General features: G+C 44.7%; 17 protein-coding genes. 10 read left to right on the top strand and 7 right to left on the bottom strand.

The window, feature by feature from the left end; all coding sequences use genetic code 11:
- The first annotated feature begins 570 nt into the window (after positions 1-570).
- A complete protein-coding gene (locus NKU06_RS03400) occupies positions 571-8,715 on the top strand; it encodes a YadA-like family protein (RefSeq protein ID WP_254769565.1) in 8,145 nt (2,714 codons plus the stop codon).
- Positions 8,716-9,134: 419 nt separating this feature from the next.
- Here the strand turns inward: NKU06_RS03400 and NKU06_RS03395 are convergent, their stop codons facing one another.
- Together NKU06_RS03395 and NKU06_RS03390 are read right to left on the bottom strand one after the other, a co-directional pair.
- Complete coding sequence (locus tag NKU06_RS03395) at positions 9,135-9,560, bottom strand: MAPEG family protein (RefSeq protein ID WP_253222919.1); 426 nt, start codon at positions 9,558-9,560, stop codon at positions 9,135-9,137.
- A complete protein-coding gene (locus NKU06_RS03390; RefSeq protein ID WP_254728781.1) occupies positions 9,557-9,970 on the bottom strand; it encodes an OsmC family protein in 414 nt (137 codons plus the stop codon). The genes NKU06_RS03395 and NKU06_RS03390 overlap by 4 nt, the downstream gene beginning before the upstream one ends.
- A 520-nt stretch (positions 9,971-10,490) precedes the next feature.
- Between NKU06_RS03390 and NKU06_RS03385 the strand changes: the two genes are divergently transcribed.
- Positions 10,491-10,985, top strand: a complete 495-nt coding sequence (locus NKU06_RS03385; RefSeq protein WP_253222921.1) for an RNA pyrophosphohydrolase — start codon at positions 10,491-10,493, stop codon at positions 10,983-10,985.
- Between the two features lie 210 nt (positions 10,986-11,195).
- Here NKU06_RS03385 and NKU06_RS03380 read toward each other — a convergent pair whose 3' ends face one another.
- Positions 11,196-12,710: a YihY family inner membrane protein gene (locus tag NKU06_RS03380; protein WP_254728780.1), complete on the bottom strand. Its 1,515-nt coding sequence runs from the start codon at positions 12,708-12,710 to the stop codon at positions 11,196-11,198.
- A gap of 202 nt (positions 12,711-12,912) precedes the next feature.
- Here NKU06_RS03380 and wrbA point away from each other — a divergent pair, with 202 nt between their 5' ends.
- Both wrbA and NKU06_RS03370 read left to right on the top strand, forming a co-directional pair.
- Positions 12,913-13,512: an NAD(P)H:quinone oxidoreductase gene (gene wrbA / locus NKU06_RS03375; protein WP_254728779.1), complete on the top strand. Its 600-nt coding sequence runs from the start codon at positions 12,913-12,915 to the stop codon at positions 13,510-13,512.
- Positions 13,512-13,928, top strand: a complete 417-nt coding sequence (locus NKU06_RS03370) for a hypothetical protein (protein ID WP_254728778.1) — start codon at positions 13,512-13,514, stop codon at positions 13,926-13,928. The genes wrbA and NKU06_RS03370 overlap by 1 nt, the downstream gene beginning before the upstream one ends.
- Before the next feature lie 94 nt (positions 13,929-14,022).
- Here the strand turns inward: NKU06_RS03370 and NKU06_RS03365 are convergent, their stop codons facing one another.
- On the bottom strand, positions 14,023-14,706 hold the full coding sequence (locus NKU06_RS03365; protein ID WP_254728777.1) for a DUF3108 domain-containing protein: 684 nt from the start codon (positions 14,704-14,706) through the stop codon (positions 14,023-14,025).
- Between the two features lie 273 nt (positions 14,707-14,979).
- Between NKU06_RS03365 and NKU06_RS03360 the strand changes: the two genes are divergently transcribed.
- The 3 genes from NKU06_RS03360 to NKU06_RS03350 all read left to right on the top strand — a co-directional run bounded on the left by NKU06_RS03360 (position 14,980) and on the right by NKU06_RS03350 (position 18,661).
- The gene (locus tag NKU06_RS03360; protein ID WP_254732130.1) at positions 14,980-15,270 is read left to right on the top strand and encodes a co-chaperone GroES; all 291 of its coding nucleotides are present in this window, start codon (positions 14,980-14,982) and stop codon (positions 15,268-15,270) included.
- An 89-nt stretch (positions 15,271-15,359) separates the two neighbouring features.
- On the top strand, positions 15,360-17,000 hold the full coding sequence (gene groL / locus NKU06_RS03355; protein WP_254728776.1) for a chaperonin GroEL: 1,641 nt from the start codon (positions 15,360-15,362) through the stop codon (positions 16,998-17,000).
- 207 nt (positions 17,001-17,207) lie between these two features.
- A protein-coding gene (locus NKU06_RS03350; protein ID WP_254728775.1) for an IS3 family transposase occupies positions 17,208-18,661 on the top strand; the annotation gives its coding sequence in 2 pieces (ribosomal slippage) (positions 17,208-17,718 and positions 17,718-18,661; 1,455 coding nt in all).
- A gap of 120 nt (positions 18,662-18,781) precedes the next feature.
- Here NKU06_RS03350 and NKU06_RS03345 read toward each other — a convergent pair.
- Complete coding sequence (locus NKU06_RS03345; RefSeq protein WP_253222928.1) at positions 18,782-19,003, bottom strand: YdcH family protein; 222 nt, start codon at positions 19,001-19,003, stop codon at positions 18,782-18,784.
- 286 nt (positions 19,004-19,289) lie between these two features.
- On the opposite strand from NKU06_RS03345, the gene ahpF reads away from it, so the two are divergent.
- The 3 genes from ahpF to NKU06_RS03330 all read left to right on the top strand — a co-directional run bounded on the left by ahpF (position 19,290) and on the right by NKU06_RS03330 (position 22,422).
- Complete coding sequence (gene ahpF, locus NKU06_RS03340; RefSeq protein WP_254728774.1) at positions 19,290-20,846, top strand: alkyl hydroperoxide reductase subunit F; 1,557 nt, start codon at positions 19,290-19,292, stop codon at positions 20,844-20,846.
- A 348-nt stretch (positions 20,847-21,194) separates the two neighbouring features.
- Positions 21,195-21,809, top strand: a complete 615-nt coding sequence (locus NKU06_RS03335; protein WP_253222929.1) for a hypothetical protein — start codon at positions 21,195-21,197, stop codon at positions 21,807-21,809.
- Between the two features lie 145 nt (positions 21,810-21,954).
- Positions 21,955-22,422: a DMT family transporter gene (locus NKU06_RS03330; RefSeq protein WP_254728772.1), complete on the top strand. Its 468-nt coding sequence runs from the start codon at positions 21,955-21,957 to the stop codon at positions 22,420-22,422.
- A gap of 28 nt (positions 22,423-22,450) precedes the next feature.
- Here NKU06_RS03330 and NKU06_RS03325 read toward each other — a convergent pair whose 3' ends face one another.
- The gene (locus NKU06_RS03325) at positions 22,451-23,404 is read right to left on the bottom strand and encodes a DUF5672 family protein (RefSeq protein WP_254728770.1); all 954 of its coding nucleotides are present in this window, start codon (positions 23,402-23,404) and stop codon (positions 22,451-22,453) included.
- Between the two features lie 132 nt (positions 23,405-23,536).
- Positions 23,537-25,198, bottom strand: coding sequence for an electron transfer flavoprotein-ubiquinone oxidoreductase (locus tag NKU06_RS03320; RefSeq protein WP_254728768.1), 1,662 nt, complete (start codon positions 25,196-25,198; stop codon positions 23,537-23,539).
- Positions 25,199-25,355: the final 157 nt, after the last annotated feature.

Genomic DNA, 25,355 nt, shown 5'->3' with positions numbered 1-25,355 from the left:
TAAACAACCAATGCGTCAATCCCAAAAAAAAACACCAATCCCAATCTTCAATTTTCCCAATCATACTACAGCAATAATTCTGTAACATGATTTCACCGATACAACCGTGCACTGTATTATTAAAAATACATTAATATATCTAATAAATAAAATTAGCTTTACCCCCCCCCCATCGATAAAAATAGCACAGGGGCGGTTTTTGAAATATTTTATATAATTCATTGATTTCATGGCATTTTTCTCAGATAATGCGCCGCGATCACAGAATTTGTATAGAATAATTCTCAACTACACCACGCACAAAAAATCGAATCCCCACCCATCTGCATGATGATCATTATCATAGATTTGTATAGAAAACCGCCAAAATTTGTATATTTTATATGCAATTCATTAACAAAACACCCATAAAACACTGCTATGGATATACACGACATAGTGGTAATATAGCGTCGAAAGTTGTCAGTAGGGTTACTGTTATCTTGCTGAAAACACACACACTTCACTCCAGCTGATTTGACGATCTGATGGGGTGGAGGTTTACTTTGTTTTAAGTAATGTAGAGAAATTATGAATAAAGCTTTTAAAGTTATCTGGAACCACGCTACCCAAAGCTGGACAGCCGTTTCGGAGATCGCTCGCTCAAAGGGCAAAACAAAATCAGTCAAGACTGCTAAGACGGCACTGGCTACTGCGGTAGCTGTTGCTGCTGTAAGCACAATCAGTACGCAGGCACTGGGTGCAGTCGCCATCGGTACTATGAGTGGTACAACACCTGCGCAAGGTACAGCAGTAGCCTCAGGATGGCATGCAATCGCAATTGGCGAAGCGTCAACAGCTACCGCCTCTCGCTCTACTGCTATTGGTCATAATGCTAAGTCAACAGGTGCACATGCTATTGCAATTGGTACAAATGCGAATGTTACAAATCAAAACGCTATCGCAATTGGACAAGATGCAAAAGTTGAAACTCAGATGAAAGGCATTGCTATCGGTGCAGGGGCTCAGCTTATTCGCATGGAAGATAGTCAAGCCAGGGCTTCAGTAGTACTTGGTGCGGATGCATTGGCACGAAATGTATCACGCATTGATCAAAACCGTGGTATTACGGCTCTTGGTACCAATTCGCTAACTGGTTTCTTAACCCCTAAGGATGCAGCATACGGTACCGCAGTAAGCCTAACCGATGCAGATTACGCGACCGTTTCTGGTGATTTGACTGCGTCTCGTCTAATGTATCGAGCAGGTATTGTCGATGAAAATGGTGTCGAGAGAACACTTATCAATGAAGAAGGTATAAATGTCAATCTAAGATCAAATGAAGCGACAGCAATTGGCTATGATTCTCGTGCCATTGGCGATCAGTCTATTGCTATTGGTGCTCAAGTTGTAGCTGGCCATTCATCGGTTGCGATTGGTAACAATGATATGGGTGCTGTTACTACACCAGATGCCCTAGAAACATATGAGAAAATTGTTGGTACCTCACTTGCAGCCAACACAGAAACTATTAATGGTGTTAGTTGGTATGAAACTACTTACGCTAAAGAGGGTTCTGTTGCTATCGGTGCCAAATCGCATTCAAACGAGCTTTTTGGTACAGCGATTGGTACTTCTGCATTTGTTGAAGCGGGTGCTGAGCTAGGTACTGCGATTGGTACAGGTGCTCGTGTGGGTAATCAAACTACACCATCCGGTGCGGGCATGTCCTCAACTTCACTTGTTTCTACCAAAGGTGGTGTGGCAATCGCAGCAGGTGCGGTAGCAGAAGGCGACTACACCACAGCAGTAGGTACAGGTGCCAATGCTCTAGCAGTGAATGCAACTGCACTAGGCTATAAAGCACTTGCAAATGCAACCAATGCAACTGCGGTTGGTGCGGCAGCTATTGCAACGGCTGATAATGCACTTGCCTATGGTGCGAACGCATCTGCATTTGCCCAAGATTCTGTATCAATCGGTACAAACTCAAAAGTAGCTGATACAGGTATCTCATCAATCGCCTTTGGTTCTGATACCAGTGTAACAGGCGAGCGTTCTGTCGCACTAGGTAATGCTATTGACTCTCTAAGCACGGATGGTTCTGTAGTTTTGGGCGATCGTTCTACAGAAGTGGTTACCAAGCAGACCGAAGCTGATGGCAAAGTTAAAAATGTTACAGCAGGCACAGATGGTATGACCGTCACCCCTGTGGAAACTGTTAAATCAGTTACCATCGGCTCAGGTGCAGCGACATTGACTTATGATGGCTTTGCAGGTCAAGTGTCAGATGCAGGTCAATATGTCTCAGTTGGTCGTAAAGATGCAGAGCGTCAAATCAAGAATGTCGCACCAGGTGCAATCACCAATGTATCTACCGATGCCATCAACGGCTCACAGCTATATGCAGCCCTAGATGTATTGGGTGGTCAAGTTGGTCAAATCTATTTCCACACCAATAACGGCACTAACGCTAAAACTGGTGATGCTGTAGAAAACATCGGTAATATCACCGAAGCAGCAGGTGCACAAGGCCTATACTCTACCACCGCAGGTGTGAAATCTACAGCAACTTCACAATATGGTATCGCATACGGTTATAACTCAACTGCAGTCGGCGGTAGTGATATCGATGTAACCAAAGGCGGTGCAATCTCTCTAGGTAGTAACACTATCGCCTATGATGGCGGTATCGCAATGGGTATCAACAGCCAAATCCAAGGACAGCCTAAATTTGGTGCATCTGGTGCGATTGCCATTGGTCGTGATACTATCGTTGATGTAATGGCAGGTAATGCTCCAGGCGTAATCGCTATCGGTAATGCAACCTATGCAAAAGGTATAGCTGCATACAATAATGGTGTTCAAGTTACCGTAAAAGCAAAAAATGGCGAGACTTTGCCACTAGGTGCAGCAACTGCAGTGGGTGACCATGCTTATGCAAACGCAGGCTCTGTAGCATTTGGTCAGGTGGCGACTGCAGATGGACAAAATGCAACTGTACTAGGTACCAAAGCGTTAGGTAGCGGTCACTATACGGTAGCGGCAGGCTTTGAAGCAAATGCAACGGCAGAAAGTGCTCTTGCACTTGGTCGCAGTGCGAATGCTAATAATCTGCGTGATACAGCAATCGGTGCATTGGCATTGGCAAATGGTGGCGACTCATTAGCAATGGGTTCTAGCTCAAAAGCTACTGGTGCGTATGCAATCGCAAATGGTTATTTTGCTGGTGCATCTGGCAAAAACTCAATCGCAATCGGTGCTCAAACTGGTGCGAGCGCTGATCGTGCAACAGCGGTCGGTTATTATTCAAAAGCTAAAGCATTAGATGCGGCTGTATTTGGTTCTGTTGCTAATGCATCAGCTGTAAATGCAACAGCTATCGGTCGTATGACCAATGCGATGAAGACTGACAGCATTGCAGTTGGTACTTTTACGCACACGCCTACAGTTGAAGCAGTTGCTATCGGTACTAATTCTGCAACAGGTGTAACTCGTGCCGAATGGGATAACCTAGTAGCACTAAACGCAGCTCGTCTAGAACAAGACGCAATTTGGGATAAAGCAGTCGCTGATGCAGATGCTCAGGGCTTGACAGGTGATGACCGCAAAACTTTCCTTGACCAATATCGTCCTGCGCGTGGCGCAGCACATAGCGCAGAAAATGCTGCACGAGATGCTCTAGCTGCCGCTACGACAACAGAAGGCGAAATTGTTATTGGTTCACACAGCCTTGCTAAAGGCAATGATTCAATCATCGTAGGTAATGATGCAACCGTTGTTGGTACTCAATCAACTTCTGTTGGTTATGGTCATGTGATTGAAGCAAACTACTCAGGTACATTCGGTGACCCGAACTACATCCGTGCAGGTGCTGACCGCTCTTATGCGTTTGGTAACAACAACACCATTACGACGGCAGATACCTTTGTACTAGGCAGCAATGTTAGCCGTAATGCAGACGGTACGGATAATCCACTAGGCACAGTGAAAAACTCAGTCTATTTAGGTAATGGTACTGAAGTCACTGCAGGCGGTGCAGTCGGTACAGCGGTACTAGACACTGACCAAGTAGCAGGCGCTACTACGACTGCAGGTGATACAGGTACTGTAGCTGATGCTAAAGTTGGCGGTCTTACTTACGGTGGCTTTGCTGGTGACACAGCTAATGGTGCAGTATCAGTAGGTGCAGCAGGTGATGAGCGTCGTGTCCAAAATGTCGCAGCGGGTGAAATCTCTGCAACTTCTACTGACGCAATCAACGGTTCACAGCTATACTATGTCGCTGAGCAAGCAGCTAAGCCATTCACTGTAACTGCAAACAAAAACATTGACACTGCTGTCATGGATCCAAATGATCCAACTGCTGAGCTATTCGCTGCTGAAGATGGTAAGCAAGTACAGCTTGGTGATACTTTCAGCATTGAAGGTGCAAAAGATGCAGTAATTTCAGAACGCAACACTGATGCAGCGACTGCAGGTGATTATAGTGCCAAGAACATCCAAACTATCGTGGATGACAAAGGTGTTCAAATCCAAATGTCAACCAACCCAGTGTTCAACAGCACAGTGATTGGCGGTACATTAAACCAAGATGGCAAGCCAGCTGGTGCACCAATCACGATTGGTACTACAGACGGCAAAAATGTCATCAGCAACTTGACGACTACTATCCAGCCACCAGTAGCAGGCGAAACGGTTACACCAAAACCAACAGGCGATGTGCTAACTAATGCTGCGACTCTAGGTGATGTCCTAAACGCTGGCTGGACATTGCAAGAGCGTGGTGTAAACAAAGACGTAGTAACCCCATACGATAAAGTGAACTTTATTGACGGTGCAGGTACTACTGTTACTGTAACACCAAGTACTGATGGTACTTCAAGTGATATTAAAGTTGATGTTAACCTATCTGATTCTGCAATCATTGGCAACATCACATCTACTGATGGTGTAGCAGCGCCTACGACCACAGAAGATGGCAACAAACTTGCTAATGTAAGCACTGTTGTAGGTGCAATCAACAATTCAGGTTGGAAAACTAACTCAACCACAGCAACTGGTACAGCAGCTGAAACTTTGGTTAACCCAGGTGAGACTGTAAACTTCGAAGCTGGCAAAAACATGGAAGTCACTCAAAATGTGACCAAAGTTGACGGCAAAGATGTTATTTCTTACACCTATGCAACAGCTGATGACGTAACCTTCAACAGCACGACTATCGGTGGCACCAAGCAAGGTGATACCCTAGTGAACCCAATCACTATCGGTACAACTGTTAATCCAGACGACGGTACTGTGGTTAATACCATCAGCAACTTGACTACCACACTACCTGTTGACACAACCAAAGGTACATTTGATCCTACTACAGCAACTACTACGAACGCTGCAACTCTGGGCGATGTCCTAAATGCTGGCTGGAACCTAAAAGCTGCTGACCAAACAGCAACTGATGGCGCTCTAGACTTTGTTAAGCCATACGATACTGTTGAGTTCAAAAATGGTAATGGCACGACAGTCGCATCAAGCACTGATGGCAATGTAAGCAGTATCCAATACGATGTTAAAGTAGATAATAGCACTGTTAAGATCAACAGCACGACTGGTGCGATCGAAGCAGTACAACCTGTTACCCAAGTAAACGGCGACAATGTCACTGGCCCTGTAAATCTAGTTGATGGCAACACCACAACTGTGACCAACACACCAGACGGCATCAAAGTTGAAGTGAACACTGGTAACACCACTGTAGGCACTGATGGTAAAGCAGCACCAGCAACTGATGCAGATGCAGACAAAGTTGCAACTGTTGGCGACATCATCAACACCATCAACAATGTAGGCTGGTTCACCAACTCTACAACTGCAACTGGTGGCGCAGCCAACACGAAGATCTCTGCAGGTCAAGCAGTAAACTTCGAAGCTGGCAAGAATATGGAAGTTACTCAAACCATCGAAAATGGTAATGTAACTTACACCTATGCAACAGCTGATGATGTAACCTTCAACAGCACGACTATCGGTGGCACCAAGCAAGGTGATACCCTAGTGAACCCAATCACTATCGGTACAACTGTTAATCCAAATGGTACTGTGGTTAATGCTATCAACAACCTAACCACCACTCTACCAGAGCCAAGCACAGTTGATGGCGGTAAATCAGGCGTTGCTCCAACTAACCCTGTAACCACTAACGCTGCTACTCTAGGCGATGTACTAAACGCTGGTTGGAACTTGAAGACAGCTGACCAAGGTGACCTAGACTTCGTTAAGCCATACGATACTGTTAACTTCGTAAACGGTGTAGGTACTTCAGTTGAATCAAGCACTGATGGCAATGTAAGCAACATCCAGTACAACGTAAACGTTGACAACAGCACTACTAAGATTACTTATGTAGATGCAACTGGTGGCGCACTAACTGCAGAAACTCAACCAGACGGTTCAGTCATCTATAAAGATGCTGCAGGTAAAGAATACACTGGTCCTGTAACCAGCCAAATCACTGCTGTACAGCCAACGACTCAAGTAAATGGCGGCAATGTCACTGGTCCTGTAAATCTAGTTAACGGTAATACTACTACTGTAACTAACACACCAGCAGGCATCAAAGTTGAAGTCAATACTGGTAATACTACCGTAGGTACTGATGGTAAAGCAGCACCTGTGACTACCGAAGATGCAAACAAAGTTGCAACTGTTGGCGATATCATCAACACGATCAATGGTGTAGGTTGGTTCACCAACTCTACAACTGCAACTGGTGGCGCAGCCAACACGAAGATCTCTGCAGGTAAAGCAGTAAACTTCGAAGCTGGCAAGAATATGGAAGTTACTCAAGAAGTTGATGCAGATGGTAACGTAACTTATACCTATGCAACAGCTGATGATGTAACCTTCAACAGCACCAAAGTTGGTGGTACATACACTGACGCACAAGGCAATGTTGTTAACAATGCACCTATTACCATCGGTACTACACCAGAAGGTAAGAATGTTATCAGCAACCTAAACAGCACCTTGCCAACAACGGTAAGCACTGGCGATAAAGCAAATTCTACAACCAAAGTAGATGCTCCAGTGATTGCTGCAGGTGATATGACTAACGCTGCAACTCTAGGCGACGTACTAAACGCTGGCTGGAACTTGAAGACAGCTGACCAAGGTGATCTAGACTTCGTTAAGCCATACGATACCGTTAACTTCGTAAACGGTACAGGTACTACAGTTGAATCAAGCACTGATGGCAATGTAAGCAACATTCAGTACAATGTCAATGTTGATGGCACTACTACTGAAATTACTTATGCAACCAAGGTAAATGGTAAAGATGTACCTGTATATCAACATGTAGATGGTAACTACTACACTGGTGAGAACGGTACAGGCACCAAAGTTGAGACACCTGTAACCAGCCGTGTTTCTGCGATCTTGCCAACGACTCAAGTAAACGGCGACAATGTCACTGGTCCTGTAAATCTAGTTGATGGCGACACCACAACTGTGACTAACACACCAGACGGCATCAAAGTTGAAGTGAACACTGGTAACACTACCGTAGGCAATGATGGTAAAGCAGCACCAGCAACTGATGAAGATGCAGACAAAGTTGCAACTGTTGGTGATATTGTTAATACCATTAACAACACTGGTTGGAACCTAAAAGAAAACGGTACGCAAAAAGACCTAGTCACTGCATCTAATGTAGTTAACTTCGTCGATGGTGCTGGTACAACGGCTAATATCACCACCAATCAAGATGGTACTATTAGCAATGTAACTTACAATGTGAAGTATGATGGCAAAACCATCAAGCTAAACAATGCTGGTGAGCTAACTGCAGTGGCATCTAAGCCAACCGTAACTTCAGGTGGTGATGGTGATATCAACTTTGCTAACACATCAACCACCAATGTGACTGTTGATCCAGCCACTGGTGACATCAAAGTTGATGTAGTAACGACACCGCTAACCAATGCTGCAAATGGTACAGTTAATACACCTGCTAAGCCAAATGCAATCGCAACTGCTGGTGATGTAGCAAAAGCGATCAATGGTTCAGGCTTTACTGCCGCAGTAGCAAATACTGGTACAGGCGAGTCAAAAGATCTTGGTGGCGACAAACTGGTGAACCCAGGTGATACAGTGACCATGACTGCAGGTGATAATATCTCTATCACCAAAGAAGGTCTAAACTACACTGTAGCGACCAAGAAAGATGTAGCCTTTGATTCTGTCACTGTCAATAAAGACTTGACTGTAGCACCAGGTGCAAACATTGATATGGGCGGCAATGTCGTTGGCAATGTGGGTACCGGTGTGGCAGATACCGATGCAGTGAATGTTGCTCAGTTGAAAGCGACACAAACTACTGTTGGTTCAGCAGATGGCACTGTGAAAGTGAACGAAACTGTATCAGCGAACGGTCAGCGTCATTTCGACCTATCGGTAGATCCAACCATCATCCAGCCAGTTGTTGACCGTGTCAATGATCTAGAAGATGATATGCGTGCAGGTCTAGCAGGTTCGGCTGCTATGGTGAACATCCCACAAGTAACCCGTCCAGGTGCAAACCTAGTCGGTGTGGGTCTGGGTCATCATAAAGGCGAAAGTGCGATCGCGGTTGGTTTCTCTAGCGCGAGCGACAACGAACGCTTGATCTTCAAGATGACTGGTTCTGCCAATACCCAAGGTGACTTCACCATCGGTACTGGTATGGGCTGGCAGTGGTAATCCACCACTAGGACGATAGTCCAAACAAAAAAACCGCCTTGTTCACTTGAACAGGGCGGTTTTTTTGTTGATAAATAGCATCATCAAGTTCAAGGCCTCAGGCTCGGTGAACACCCAAGGTGATTTCTTGGGCGTTATCGGTGCTGGCTAGGCACTGTGGTAATGCGTTTATCCATACTCTGAAATCAACAAAACCCCGAATCGATGATTTGAGGTTTTGTTTGTGTGGCATCGGAGGTAACAGAGAATGCTTGTGCGTTAACAAGTTAAGGAGAGAGTGTCATCTTCTCATAAAATCTCATCATAAAATCATGTGCTTGTGTAAAAAACAGCATGAAAAGCATGACCTTAGCCCGACCTGAAGCCGCAAAAAACAGGGCGTATCACACACCCTGTTACACCTTGCCTAATCTCACAGATTACACCCCGAACAAAAACGCAAAGGCGAATAATCCCAAGCAGCAAATCATCGACATCAACCAAGTGATCGAGCGCACAAAAGCCAAATTCGCCGCATAGCTTGCAATAAAGCATAGGCGAAACAGCACAAAGCCTGTGGCAAGCAGATTGACAATCCCCATCGGCACAAAGGTGTACAGACACACAAGCACCGCCGCCAAAAAGATCGGCAAGGTCTCATAACCATTGGCTTGTGCATGATTAAAGCGCGCGGCGATGCCAGTGGCATTTGCCAAAAACTGGCGCGGATTTTGATTATTTTTATCAAATCGAAAACCGCCTGAGACCTTGGCAAGCACCGAGCATAGCCACGGCAACAAGGACGCGATGACCATCAACACGATGGTAAGCTTACTGGTAGTGTGGGCGAATAATGCATAAATCATGCGGCGATAATTTCGTAATCGTGGGTGATGTTCACGCCGCCTGCTGACAGCATACGCGATGCTGAGCAGTATTTTTCGGCAGACAGTTCGATGGCTTTTGCCACTTGCGATTCTTTGACATCCTTGCCTGTCACCACAAAGTGCAGGTGAATGTCAGTAAAGACCGCAGGTACGGTATCGGCGCGGATGGCGCGCATCTCGCAGCGCACATCATGGATGTCTTGGCGTGATTTTTTTAGGATGCTGACCACATCATAGCTTGCACAGCCACCTAAGCCTAATAAAATCAGCTCCATTGGGCTTGCGCCTTTTTCTTTTGCGCCATCGACTTGTACGGTATGACCTGATGGTGATACGCCTTCAAAATGCACGCCATCTTGCCAAGTTAAGCTTGCGTTCAGTTCAGCCATATTATTATCCTTATTTAATTCATTTATAAAAATTTATCAAAGTTTTACGATTAATAATCAATCTGACGATTATCCGCTCAAAATTCATCTTGCATCATGTGTATTGTACCGATTTTACATTACTTTGGCAAAAGCCGCCATAAAAACTGTATGCTTAATCGGGACAAAATGCTATTTTTCCAGTTGTTTTGACCAAAATCGCAAATAATTTTAAAAAACTTGGAGCGTATTGAATTTTATATTTGCCATTAAAAGCGAGATAAATCGATTGATTTTCTAGGAAAATTCCGCAGGTGATATAATAATATCATCAAGGGATTTGACGAAGAAAATTAAGATTTAGCTGATTTTAATAGTAAAAATGGTAAATATTGCTAAATTATTTCTAAAATGTAAATAATGTTATGAATATTCAATACGCCCTACCTTTTTGGGCGTTTTTTTGGTTTAATAGTCACTAAGTAAAGTCATCGGCAAAAACTGGTGATATTTCAATAATTTATGAATTAAGAGTTTAGTTATGATTGATGCAGACGGTTTTCGTCCCAATGTCGGCATCATCTTAGTCAATACACAAGGGCAAGTGCTGTGGGCAAAGCGCATCGGACATGACAGTTGGCAATTTCCCCAAGGGGGGATTGGACGGGGTGAGACACCGCTAGAAGCGATGTACCGCGAGCTGTATGAAGAAGTGGGTCTGTTGCCTGAGCATGTCGAAGTGCTTGCGGTGACGCGCGACTGGCTGCGGTATCGCTTGCCAAAACGCTATGTGCGTACAGGGCAAGAGCCTTTGTGTATTGGGCAGAAACAAAAATGGTTTTTGCTGCGCTTGGATGAAGCTTATACCGATTATATTCGTTTTGATGTCGGTGTGCCTGAGTTTGATGATTGGCAATGGGTGAGTTATTGGTATCCTTTGACAGGCGTCGTGCCGTTCAAGCGTAGTGTTTATCAGCGCGCTTTGGCGGAGTTGATTTCAGCAGTACCATTGGATAATAATTTAAGATTATCTTAAATAAAAATCACCGTTCAGTTGAGCGGTGATTTTTTTTGTGGGTGGGAAAAAAGGCTTAAATCATTATGAGCGGTTTTGGTACATGATAATTATTTAATTAAAAAAAGTTAATAAATTAACAAACACTGTGGTGCGTCCCACGCACCATTAAGATTTGGGATTTTAACGGTGCATATCACACACCTACATACTGGCGCTCAAATTTACGCATCACCCTTTATCATCATTGCTGATCACGCGTTTGATGTCGGTGATGTGTTTTTTGTTACGACCGAAAAAATGCCGCGCGCTTTTGATTAGGCGAAACACTTTGGCAAATTTGCTTTCGGTGATGCTTGCTTTGCCATCTGGAATGATGACGACATTGCCATTTTCATCGATGGTACGGCGCGCGTCATCATCAAAGCCTGCCGCATCGGTGCTTTCGCTGGCAGCTTCATCGCTGATTTTGACGATACGGTGCTTTTCGCGTAGGGGCGTGCCGTCGAATAGCTCAGATAAGCTGATGTCAAGCTCGTCATTGGCGACTTTTTCGATGCGCGTCAGCTGCTTGTACAGCTCGACGAACCACGGATCATAATCGGCAGCTTTAAGCTCATCAAGTTCGCGGCGAATCGGCAGCGGATAGGGCAGATTTTTATAAAATTGCCATAGATTCACCGTTTTTAGATCGGTTTTGAGCGTATAGCGATTATCGCGCGTCGGGGTGATGAGATTATTATCAAGCAAAAGATTAAGATAAGTATGCCACTTCGGCAACTCTTTACGCCCCAAGGTTTTGCGCAGTTCATCTTCACTCACCGTTTGCCCTTGCTGATATTTTTTATAAGTCAAATTCAGCATGTCCAATAGGCTTAATAGCGGATGGCGCACAGGTACTTCTTGGGTGTCAAAAATCGTCAAAGTATAGCTGATCTGCACACCAAGCAAGATCAAATTCCACGACAAATAAATCCACAGTAGGAAAATCGGCAAGGCAGCGAACGCACCATAAATCGCTTCGTAACTGGTGAAATTGGTCATCACTGTACCGAAGATTTGCTTGAGTAGCTCAAACAATACCGCGATGATCGTGCCTGCGATGGCGGCGTTTTTGATGGGTACTTGCGCTTTTGGGATAAACCAATACATCCCGATAAAACCCACGACCATCAAGCCGAAAGACAATAGATACGCCCACACGCCCCAGTCGATGCCATAGCCTGCGATTTTTTGATTGAGAAAATTTAGACTGGCAATCGCGCTTGACGCACCAAAAATCACACCGAGTACAATCGGACCCATGGTGATCATCACCCAGTAGCGAATCAGGCTAGATACGCCGCCTGAGCGATCATCGACGCGCCAAATTTTATTGAACGCGTGCTCAATGGTGATCAAAGTCAAAATCGCCGTCACAAACAGACCAATGACACCGACGATACCAAGATTACTGGACTTTTCGGCGAAATTTTGGATATAACCGCTGATCTGCGCACCTGATGATGGCATGACATTATTATAAATCGCCGCCTGCATCTGATCGCGCACGCCTTCTAGGGCAGGCACGCTTGAGAAAATTACCAGTACCACCGTCAAGACAGGCACGATGGCAAGTAAGGTTGTGTAGGTTAGGCTTGCGGCTTTTTGTTGGCATTCATCTTCGGTAAAATGCCGAACCAGCAATCGCAAATACATGAACCACGCATGATGCGCAAAGGGTAATTTATTCAAAAAATTGGTCATAGCTCTGTATAATCTGTATAAAATGTCTTTATAAAATTGATGGAATTTATACTAGTGTAACAAATCGAACCCCAAATGCTAACCTTTAATTTGTGAAAATATGTGACCATTGGTGCGTGATAAACGCTTGCATGGCGTTTTGGGCGGTTTTATTGGTATAATAGGCGCAAATTTGATACATTGACATAAAACGGATATTCCCATGACTTCACCGTATATTTTGGTGCTGTACGACACCAACAAAGGCTCAACCAAGCAGCTGGCTTATCTGATCGCCCAAGGCATCACCGATACAGGCATGGCGGTGAAAATTCGCCGTGTGCCAAAGGTCTCAGCAGTCACCGAACAAGTGGCGGACAGCATTCCTGATGATGGCGATCTGTACTGCACTGCTGATGAGCTGACAGGGTGCGCAGGGCTTGCGCTTGGCAGTCCGACGCATTTTGGTAATATGTCGGCAAGCATGAAATATTTTTGGGACAATACCGTCACCGCGTGGCTGGCGGGCAATCTACAAGGCAAGCCTGCGTGCGTGTTCACCAGTACAGGCAGTCAGCACGGCGGTCAAGAAAGCACACTTATCACTATGATGATGCCGCTATTGCATCACGGTATGCTTTTGATGGGCTTACCGTACGCGCACCCTGAACTGTCCGCGACCACGCGCGGTGGCACGCCCTATGGCGCAAGCTTCGTCGCCGGCAGCCGCCATGAACACAGCCTGACCCAAGACGAAAAAACCCTAGCAATCGCCCAAGGCACACGCCTAGCCATACTGGTCAAACAGCTGCAAGGTGCGTGATGAGAGTTAAAAAAGACAAAGTCCAAAAACCTGTCGCCCCCGTGCAGCGCGCCTTGCGTATAACATGGATGGCGTGGCTAATAACAGCTGCCATCATCTATCCTGTAGCTGTTATGGTAGCGACAGGTGCAAGCCTATGGGCAGGAATTGGCGTGCAGATATTGGGCTTGATCCCTGCGCTATTATGTGCTGTGAGCATCCATCGTGGCAATTCACCTTATGCGCTGATGTGGGTGAGTATGGTGGCACTGTTGTATCTGGGCGTGGCAGGCGTGATGAGCTTGTTTAAGATCTATGAAGGTGCGCCGATGGCAGTGTGGGCTGTGCAGGTGCTTGAGATGATTTTGTTGCTGATGATTAATTGTCAATTATTCGTCCTACTCAAGCGATTGCCTGCCATGCATAAATCGTTGTGATAAATCAAAACGCATAAAACAAAAAGCCTTGATGACCCAAATTCATCAAGGCTTTGTTTATGGCTATCGGTTTATAGCCGACTAAGATTACTGATTAGTTAATCTTAGTCAGTTCCATCGAATAGACCTTGCCATCATCGGTTTGGCTGACTTTGACAGGCAAATAATCTAGGCTTGGTGCTAGCCAAAAACTGGTGGTGCGATCCTTGTCATCATGTACGCGGTCGATGCGCAGCACTTCATAAGTACCTGCAGGGACGGTGATTTTGCTTGTGCCTGCTTTTTTGAACTTGGTATTTTCGATATTGGTGCGCTTGACCAGTGGGTATGAGCCACTGAATTTACCTGCCATCAGCTCTTGGCGGATTTTCACTTCTAGGCTTAGATCATCATAAGCTTGGCGCGGCATACTGATGTTGGTGGTTTTGCCTTTATAGGTGCTGGCGACCGATTTTTTTGCACCATTGAACGCGACGCTATGCGTATTACCGATGCCCAAAAATTTGGTCGATGAGCTTGATTTGCTTGGTACGACGCTACTTGCACTCATCGTAAAATCCGAGCTTTGGTTGATGCTTGCACCCAGTGCCGAGCCTTTGACGCTGTAGCGATAGCCATTGCCTTGCTTGGCAAGCGTGCGCGTGGCAGTGCCTGTGATGCCTTCGGCTTGGACTTTATAGGTTGCCGAAAAGTTCGGAACGACAGCTGCTTGCGCGCTAACGGTCGTGACAGCCAGTGATGCAGCAGTGATTAGGGGTAGGGTATAAGTCATTTTCATAATTTTTCTCGTAATTAGCCAAAAGGGATGATCTTATAATGGACAAATTTTGTTACAAATTCAAGGAGAATTTTTTGGCGTTTTGTCGTTTTTGTGTCAAGTTATCGCCCAAATCAAGAAACATTGTAAATTGGTTAATTGGCAGCGCATGGCAGATTTTGGAGAAATTTTTGGCAAATTTTTACAAAACTTGCTTGAAAATTTGCCATCATAGCACCACCTAAATACTCAATATTCTTTCCACTTTTATCCTTAAAACATTGCAATGGAGTTATTATGAAAATTCGTCCGCTACATGACCGTATCGTCGTTCGTCGCACCGAAGAAGAGCAAAAAACCGCAGGTGGCATCTTGCTGCCGGGTTCAGCTCAAGAAAAGCCACAACAAGGCGAAGTGATCGCTGTGGGCAATGGTCAAATCACCGACGCAGGTGTGCGCGCTTTGGATGTGAAAGTTGGCGATACTGTACTATTTAGCCAGTATGCAGGTCAGACGGTCAAAGTCGATGGCGAAGAGCTATTGATCATGAAAGAAAGCGATGTATTGGGCGTGCTTGAAGCCTAATTGCTTGATTTGTAAGGTATTTTGTGCAAAATTCATTATCATATTTTAATAAATTTATCATTAAAAATTAAATTAACGGAGAAATTCTCATGGCAAAAGATGTAAGCTTTGGCGTATCAGCCCGTGAAAAAATGATCAATGGTGTCAATGTGTTAGCAAATGCTGTCAAAGTCACACTAGGTCCAAAAGGCCGTAATGTGGTGATTGACAAGTCATTCGGCGCACCGACCATCACCAAAGATGGCGTGAGCGTGGCAAAAGAGATCGAGCTTGAAGACAAGTTTGAAAACATGGGCGCGCAGCTAGTGCGTGAAGTCGCATCTAAGACCAATGATGTGGCAGGCGACGGCACAACCACCGCAACCGTATTGGCGCAAGCAATCCTAACTGAAGGCATGAAAACTGTCGCAGCAGGCATGAACCCAATGGATCTAAAGCGCGGCATTGATAAAGCGGTACGCGCAGCCGTTACCGAGATCAAAAACCTATCAACCCCAGCCAATGACCACAAAGCCATCGCGCAAGTCGGCTCAATCTCAGCAAACTCTGACACCACCATCGGTGAGCTGATCAGCAAAGCCATGGAAACTGTCGGCAAAGAAGGCGTGATCACTGTCGAAGAAGGCTCAGGCTTTGAAGATGCGCTGGAAGTGGTTGAAGGTATGCAGTTTGATCGTGGCTACATCAGCCCATATTTTGCCAATAAGCAAGACAGCCTAACTTGCGAATTTGACAATCCATTTATCCTACTTGTGGATAAGAAAATCAACAACATCCGCGAGATCGTGCCACTACTAGAAAAGGTAATGCAAACCAGCCGTCCGCTACTCATCATCGCTGAAGATGTTGAAAATGAAGCATTGGCAACACTGGTCGTGAACACCTTGCGTGGTGGTCTGAAGACTTGTGCGGTCAAAGCACCTGGCTTTGGTGATCGTCGTAAAGCGATGCTACAAGACATCGCAATCTTGACTGGTGGTGTGGTCGTTTCAGAAGAAGTGGGTCTAAGCCTAGAAACTGCTGAAATCGCTCACCTAGGTACTGCCAAAAAAATCACCGTTGGCAAAGAAAATACTGTCATCGTGGATGGCGCAGGCAATAAAGCTGACATCGATGCTCGTGTCGAGTCAATCAAGCGTCAGGCTGAAGAAGCAACTTCTGATTATGACCGCGAAAAACTACAAGAGCGCGTCGCTAAGCTATCAGGTGGTGTGGCTGTGATCAAAGTCGGTGCAGCCACCGAAACCGAAATGAAAGAGAAAAAAGACCGTGTCGATGATGCGCTACACGCTACTCGTGCCGCTGTCGAAGAAGGTGTCGTGCCAGGTGGTGGCGTTGCGCTAGTGCGTGCATTGGCAGCCTTGAGCGAGCTAAAAGGCGACAACGATGACCAAAACGCAGGTATCAATATCCTACGCCGTGCGATGGAAGCACCACTTCGCCAAATCGTCACCAATGCAGGCGAAGAAGCGTCAGTCATCATCAACCAAGTCAAAAATGGCTCAGGCAACTATGGCTATAACGCTGCCACAGGCGAATATGGCGATATGCTAGAGATGGGTATCCTTGATCCAGCTAAAGTGACTCGCTCAGCACTAGAGCACGCTGCATCTGTCGCAGGTCTGATGCTGACCACCGAAGTGATGATCACCGATCTACCAGCCAAAGATAATAGCTTGGCAGGTATGGGTGCTGCTGGAGGTATGGGTGGCATGGGCGGTATGATGTAATTTTACTTGTCTATTATGGGCTATTGCGTCATCAATCTCACTCAATGTACTTATTGTACATTTTTGTTCGATTGATTTAGCGCTAGTCGCATACTAGATGGCGTAAAATTCGCCGATAAAAATTCACGCATTGCGTTGATTTTTCAAAATCCCTGACTTTGTAAGTGAACCGCACCCCAAAAGTTAGACAGCCTTTGGGGTGTTTTTATGACCAAATACACAATGGACTTTAAACTGTCCGTCATTCAACATTATTTAACAGGACATAGTTACAATCAGACAGCCAAATTTTTTGGCATAGAAAGCTCTATCATCCAAAACTGGGTGAGACTCTACCAAACTCATGGGATTGATGGCATTCGCCCAAGAACAAGCAAAGCCAGTTATTCACCAGCATTTAAACACACAGCAGTATTACAATTACTCTCTGGCAAATCTATGCCAACAGTTGCCACTGAATTAAACATCAGTAGCCCAAGTGTGCTCTTTCAATGGTTAAAAGCTTATCAAACTCATGGTATCATGGGACTTACTCCCAAACCTAAAGGCAGAAGACCTATGAGCAAATCAACCAATAAATCAGATAAAGTAGCCAAAGCAACGAAAACAAGCAAAGTAGCTAAAACAGCCAAGGTGGACAGGACAGATAAAACACTAACCAATGAACACGCCGAGTTACTCAGACGCATTCAATATCTAGAAGCTGAGAATGCTTATCTAAAAAAGCTCGATGCCTTAATTCGTCAAAAACACAACGCATCATCACCCAAGAAAAAGTGATGATTGTGCAAGAATTAAGGCAAACCTATCTGATTGATGATTTGCTTAACGTGTCACACTTACCAAGAAGTACTTTTTACTATCATCTAAAACAATTAAGCAGACCTGAGCAAGACACTGTTATCAAAGATAAAATCCAAAACATCTACCACGCTCACAAAGGCAGATATGGCTATCGGCGTATTACCCTAGCACTAAAGCAGTTAGGCTTTGTTATCAATCATAAAAAAGTGCAACGGCTAATGCACGAGCTTGGGCTTAAAGCAGTAATTCGTCGTAAGCGAAGCAAACACAGCACTTACCGTGGACGAGTAGGCAAAATCGCTACCAATGTCTTAAACCGTGATTTTAAAGCAGACAAGCCCAATCATAAATGGGCAACAGATGTCACTGAGTTTAAAATACAAAGCAAAACTTATGATGGCGGTATCAAAGAGCAAAAGCTGTATTTATCACCCATCATTGATTTGTATAATGGTGAGATCATTAGCTACAGTATCAAAGACAGACCGACTTATGAGTTAGTGCAAGACATGCTACACAAAGCCATAACAACGCTAACTGGTGATGACAAACCCATCTTGCATTCTGACCAAGGCTGGCATTATCAAATGAGCAATTACCAACAAACCTTAAAAGACAATGACATTATCCAAAGTATGTCAAGAAAAGGTAACTGCTTGGATAATGCAGTGATAGAGAGTTTCTTTGGGACATTAAAAGAAGAGATATTTTATGAGAAAACTAAATTCACTTCACCAGATGAGCTTAGAAAAGTGATTGATGAGTACATTCACTACTACAACCATGATAGAATAAAGAGCAAATTAAAAGGACTGAGTCCTGTACAATACAGAACTCAGTCCTTGATGAAACCTTAACCGTTAATCTTAGTGTCTAAGAATTGGGGGTCGGTTCAAAGTTGGGGATTTTTTTGTGTTAATTTTGGATAAAAAAATAAGCCCATCATCGACGGGCTTATTTTTTTACTTAATATCAAATTAAGCTTTGGTTTCTAGATAAGCTTTTAGCTCGTCTTTTAGATGCAGCTTTTGACGCTTCATTTCTTCAATTTCATTAGCACGGCTAACAGACGCAACTGGATCTTTTTCAAGATTTTCGATTTCGGTGTCAAGATCATTGTGCTCATTGAACAGTTTTAGAAAATGCGCATCGCCTTCTGCTTTAAGCTGAGTCATAAGCTCGCGATATTCTGGTAGCATGGTACTCTCCTGATGATTAAAAAAATTGACCAATTGTCTAGAACTTATCTTATCAAGAATGCGCCATATTATCAAGCACATTCACCAAATAGTCTGCCAAATTTCACAACTGCCAGTCCGTGCAGCAGTTTTTATTTGTATAAATCTGTATGCCATCGATTCGATGTTTAATCCGAATGATGGTAATGTTTGAAATTCCTAAATACTCAGCGCTGAGATTTTCGGTTATAATGAGCGCATCAAATGATTAATTTTTACACATCCTACAGTCACAAAGGGGATTATGATGTTAGACCAAAATCTATTAAACGCTGTCAAAACTTATAGCGAAAACATGACTCGCCCAATCCAAATGATCATCGGTGCAGGTGAGCACGAAAAGCGTGCTGAATTGGTGGATTTTTTGACTAAAATCGCAGGCACTAGCGACAAGATTGGCTTTGATGCGACCGTAGTTGATACCGATCTTAGCCCAATGAGCTTTAAGATCACCACCGAAAACAAAGACACAGGTATCGTCTTTAGCGGTATCCCAGGCGGTCACGAATTTACTTCATTGATTCTGGCGATCCTACAAGCGGGTGGTCATACCTTGAAACTGGACGAAGGCATCCAAAGCCTAGTTAAGCGTATTCAAGCACCGCTAAAATTCCAAACTTTTGTATCGCTATCATGCCACAACTGCCCTGATGTCGTGCAGGCGTTGAACCAATTTGCCATCCTAAATGACGGCATCGAAAACGAAATGATCGACGGCGGTGTATTCCCTGAATTGGTCGCCGAAAAAGGCATCCAAGGCGTACCAGCGGTATTCTTGAACGGTAAGCCGTTTGCCAATGGTAAAGTGGATACTGCCAAGCTCATCGAAAAACTACAAGAGCAATACCCTGATTTGCTATCAGCATCGGATGAGCCACAGCTTGAGACCCAAGATGTGACCGTCATCGGTGGTGGCCCTGCAGGTAGTGCGGCGGCGATTTATACCGCTCGTAAGGGTCTGCGTGTGGCACTGGTGGCTGACCGTATCGGTGGTCAGGTCAAAGACACCCAAGATATCGAGAACCTGATTTCAATTCCGCTAACCAATGGTAATCAGCTTGCTGCCAATCTAGCGACACACATCAAAGAGTACAACATCACTATCAAAGAGCACGTGAGTGTCAGCAGCATCGAAGAAGTCAAAGGCGGCTATCAAGTTACGCTAAACACAGGTGCAAGCTGGACAACTCGCACCATCATCCTAGCGACAGGTGCCAAATGGCGTAAGCTTGGTGTCAAAGGTGAAGATGAGAACATCGGCAATGGCGTGGCGTACTGCCCACACTGCGACGGCCCATTCTTCAAGGGCAAAGATGTCGCTGTCGTCGGCGGTGGTAACTCAGGCGTCGAAGCAGCTCTGGACTTGGCAGGTATCGTCAAGCATGTGACTGTACTTGAGTTTGGTGACACCTTGCGTGCTGACCAAGTACTGGTGGATAAGGCGATGGCAAAAGACAACATCACCATCATCAAATCAGCTGCCACCCAAGAAATCACCACTGACGGTAGCAAAGTTAATGCACTGATTTATCAAGACCGCACCACAGGCGAGAACCAAACGCTACCACTATCAGCGGTATTCGTCCAAATCGGTCTGGTGCCAAACTCTGAAGTCGCTAAAGGCTTGGTAAAAACCACCCCACAAGGTGAGATCGAAATCGACGCCAAATGCCGTACCGACAAGCCAGGCATCTTTGCTTGTGGCGATGTGACCACAGTACCATATAAGCAAATCAACATTGCAATGGGCGAAGGCTCAAAAGCGGGTCTATCAGCCTTTGAATATCTGATGATGAACAGCTGATTGATTGCTAAATATGACAAAATCACGCCTATGATGGGCGTGATTTTTGTTTGTGTTGGCGGGTTGTACGTGTATCGGTACAGTGGTATAGTTTGATGGTGTGTTGTGCGCACCTCTGTTCTGTTGGGTTTATCAGGCTTAACCCAACTTTCAGAGTGTAGTAGGGTTATAGCACTGGGTTTACCGCGGTAGCGATACTGCAAAACAAATGCTAGCTAATTTATGCTGCTTGTAAATCGCCAATGAGATTAATTAGTAATGCGCAACTATCTTTGTAAATAACTTGCCTTAACCGGCAGGCTTTGCTACAATGAACTTAGGTTAGGTAGAACTTATAGGAACAACATCATGCGCTTAACAACTTTTGGAATAACGGCAGTTTTGGCTTTATCTTCTTCATTGGCTTTAGCTAATTACAATCCGGTTTATGACCCAAATGATGAAGCCATGCCTTCTGTTGAAGATGATTTTATGGAACAACCATATAAAAAGGTTGGTAAGTATAAGGTTAGCCATTGTTTTGCAGCACAAGGTGGTTATGTGGACACTGGTGCCTATGTTCCTGATGATGAATTTGACAATTTTTGTAATTTAGAGGTTGTTGGCAAAGCTTTTGAAAAAGCTTCTAAACAAAAGGCGAATTTCAATAAAAACTATGTTCTTTATCAATATGAAGATAAATTACCAAATGAATCCACAATGTTCACTTGGTTTGCTTTGAATAAAAAAACCAATGAAGTGGTTGTTCTAGGTGCTGATGCTAGCCCTAGAGATTATACCATACCTGGTTCAGACAAGTTGAGACCAAAAACAAGCTTTAATGCAAAAAGCAATCAGTTTTGTATCACTCCACAAAAAAATCTAGGATTATATAACACTGGCGATGATTTTGAATATGAAGGAAAAACTTGTTTCTATCTGAAAAAGGGCAAATATGGTCCCTTTTGGTCAGAACTAAAATAGTTCGCACTTTTGGAATAAAACCTGCTTTGATGCAGGTTGTATTAAAAATCACGCCTATGATGGGCGTGATTTTTTTTGTTTGTGTTGGTGGGTGGGTTGTGCTAGAGTGGCAATCTTGATGCTTATCAAAATCAACAAGGTGATTATGCAGTATTTTTATTGGCTGATGGCATTTGCCATCGGTGTGGGTGTGGCGACGCAGGCAGCGATTAATGCACGCTTGGCGTTTGGGTTAGGCGGTCAGCCATTGGCAGCAGCGTTCTTTTCGTTTGCCATTGGCACACTGTGCTTGGCGGTGGTGATGCTATTTTCGAGTAATTTTGGTGCGATCGGTGGTGCGATCGGTGCTCAGCCGTGGTGGCGATGGATTGGCGGGGCGATTGGGGCGGTATTTGTTTTTAGTACGGCGTTTTTGGCACCTAAGATTGGACTGGTTAATATGGCGTTTTTGATTATCCTAGGTCAGCTGATTGCAGGCATGGTGATTGATGGCTTTGGGCTGATTCAGATGCCAGTACGGACATTGGCATGGCATAAATATCTGGGATTGGCCGTGATGATGGCAGGGCTTGTGCTGTTTATGTTTGGTGATAAGCTCAAGACAACCATCTAATCATCGGCATATTGCTCACTACAAGCCATCAAGCATTATTACCTTGATTGCTTTTCTTATCTTGACCGCTAGTATCATCCTTCAAAAATGCCTTTGGCACATCGATGGATAAGTCTGTGCCAAGCAGCCAATTGCACAGGGCATTGGTCGCTGGGTTGTTCTGACTCATACGCAATTTTTTGGCCATATAAAGCTTCTTGGCACTGGTCAGCACCAAATGCCCAAAGGCATGACAGCCAAGCACTTGTTTGCGTGGAATATCCAAAGCTTGATGTACAGTCGTCGATTCACAAGCAAAATAACAAGCAATCTTTACTGGTGCAAAGCGAATACCTTGGGCCAATAATTGATTGCGAATCATCACGCACAGATACATATCTTCATTGTGCGATATGGATTCAAAGTCAAGTGACAAGGGCTGCGCACTAAAAAACTTAGGAATGTTCACTTGCCATTTGATGCCCAATTTTCTAGGCATACCCAGTAGTTTTTTGCTACGCAATGAAAAACCGCCATTTTGTACATCGATAAAATTGTCTGGCATATCGTTCAAATATTTTTTGCACTCATCACCTTGATGATTTTTGACTATGCCATTTTCTAGAACTTCATACATGCCATACACAGGCGCCCCGATATAGTCATAATCAAAAAACTCATCTCGCCAGTTGTTGCCATCTACTACAAAACCATCGTTTTGAACGATCAATGCAAAGTCTGTCTCCACCAGCTGATCTAGTGCGTACAAAATAAACAGATTGTATTCAAGATAGCTAAACGGCTTGCACGCCAAATGCATGATATACTCAGGTAAATTCTCAGGCTGGGTAGGTGAGACTAGGATGCAGCTTAGGCTGTCTTTGGGTAGTTTCTTCTGGAGCTCGGTATAGCTGCGTTCGATGGCATAGGCAGAGCCTTGTGCGTAGTCTTGATGACCTGTGATGCTAATGATGGTAATGCTTGGCGTAGACTTTGAACTCATGATATATCGCTTGGCAAAAAATAGTAAAACCAGTTTAGTATAACAAATCCTATCAATATATCTATGAATAAATTGTTAAAAAAAGCACGCCAATGATGACCATCAGCGTGCTTTTGATTATGTTTGATAAGCTTACATATTTGGATAGTTTGGACCACCGCCACCTTCAGGTGTCACCCAAGTGATGTTCTGTGATGGATCTTTGATATCACAAGTTTTGCAGTGGACGCAGTTTTGGCTATTGATGACAAACTGTGGCTCTTCACCGTCTTTTTGGACGACTTCATAGACGCCAGCAGGGCAATAACGCTGTGCAGGCTCAGCATAGAGCGGTAGGTTCACCGTCGTTGGCACGCTGGCATCAGTCAAGCGTAGATGGCATGGCTGATCTTCGGCGTGGTTGGTATTTGAGATAAACACGCTAGATAGCTTATCAAAAGTCAGCTTGCCATCTGGCTTTGGATAATCAGGCTTGTAGGCATGATCTGCTTTATCAAGTGTGCTAAAGTCAGGCGTATTATCATGGATAGTCAAAGGCATCTTGCCGCCAAGCAAGTTTTGTTCGACAAAAGTGAACGCGCCACCCATCCAAGTGCCCATACGATGCAGTGATGGTGCGAAGTTGCGAGCTTGATGGGCATCTTCAAACAGCCATGAATTTTCAAAGGCGGTTTGGTATTCAGTGACTTCATCACCACTACGGCCAGCCTTGATGGCATTAAAGATGCTCTCAGCGGCAAGCATCCCTGATTTCATCGCTGTATGCGTACCTTTGATTTTGGCAGCATTTAGAAAACCTGCATCATCACCGACCAACACGCCACCAGCAAAGGTAAGCTTTGGTAGGCTATTGAGACCGCCTTTGGTCAAGGCTCGAGCACCATAAGATAGACGCTTGCCACCTTCTAGGATTGGACGGATTAGTGGGTGTAGTTTTAGGCGTTGTAGTTCATCAAACGGCGAAACATGCGGATTATGATAAGATAAATCCACAACCAAGCCAAAACTCACTTGATTATTCTCAGCAAAATACAAGAACCAACCACCAGTTGATCCAGTCTCAGACAGCGGCCAACCTGAACCATGCATGATGACGCCTTCTTCGTGCTTGTCGGCATCGATTTCCCACAGCTCTTTTAGGCCGATACCATAGTGCTGCGGATCTTTGTCTTGATCCAGATGGAAGCGACTGATTAGGCGTTTGCCCAAGTGACCACGGCAGCCTTCGGCAAAGATGGTATATTTGGCAAGTAGTTCATAACCTGGCTCAAAGCTACCTTTGGGTTCGCCTTTGGCATTGACACCCATATCGCCAGTTTGTACGCCACGCACCGAGCCATCTTCGTGATATAGGATTTCGCTGGCTGCAAAACCTGGAAACATCATCACTTCAAGCGCTTCTGCCTGCTCAGCCAGCCAACGCACGACATTACCCAGCGAGACGATGTAGTTACCTTCGTTATGCATACTGGTTGGCACGATTGAGCTTGGTAATTTGACGCCTTTGGTGGCGCTTGAGAGCATATAGACGCGGTCTTCTTTGGCAGCGACTGTCAGTGGTGCACCACGCTCTTTCCAGTCTGGGAATAGCTCATCCAAGGCTCGTGGCTCAATCACAGCACCCGAAAGTGTATGCGCCCCAAATTCTGAGCCTTTTTCGATAACGCAGACAGTGAGCTCATCCATGCCGTTTGCAATAGCAAGTTGGCGTAAGCGAATGGCGGCAGACAGACCTGCTGGGCCGCCACCGACGATGACGACATCAAACTCCATAGATTCTCGTTCGATTTGCATACATTTTCCTTATCAAAGTAAATTTCAAAACATGGCGGATAAGCCATCATCCTAATGACTTACTGGCTAATGGTGGTTCTATTTTAACAAGCTTATCTAATTAGGCAAGTTAATATTGTGCAATGTATAGGATATATTACCAAATTTTATCAAAAAA

Origin of the sequence: Moraxella sp. FZLJ2109, from assembly GCF_024296965.1 — a bacterium.
Taxonomy (GTDB): Bacteria; Pseudomonadota; Gammaproteobacteria; order Pseudomonadales; family Moraxellaceae; genus Moraxella.
Note: the sequence above shows the minus strand (reverse complement) of the source record. Positions and strands in the feature narration are given on the sequence as shown.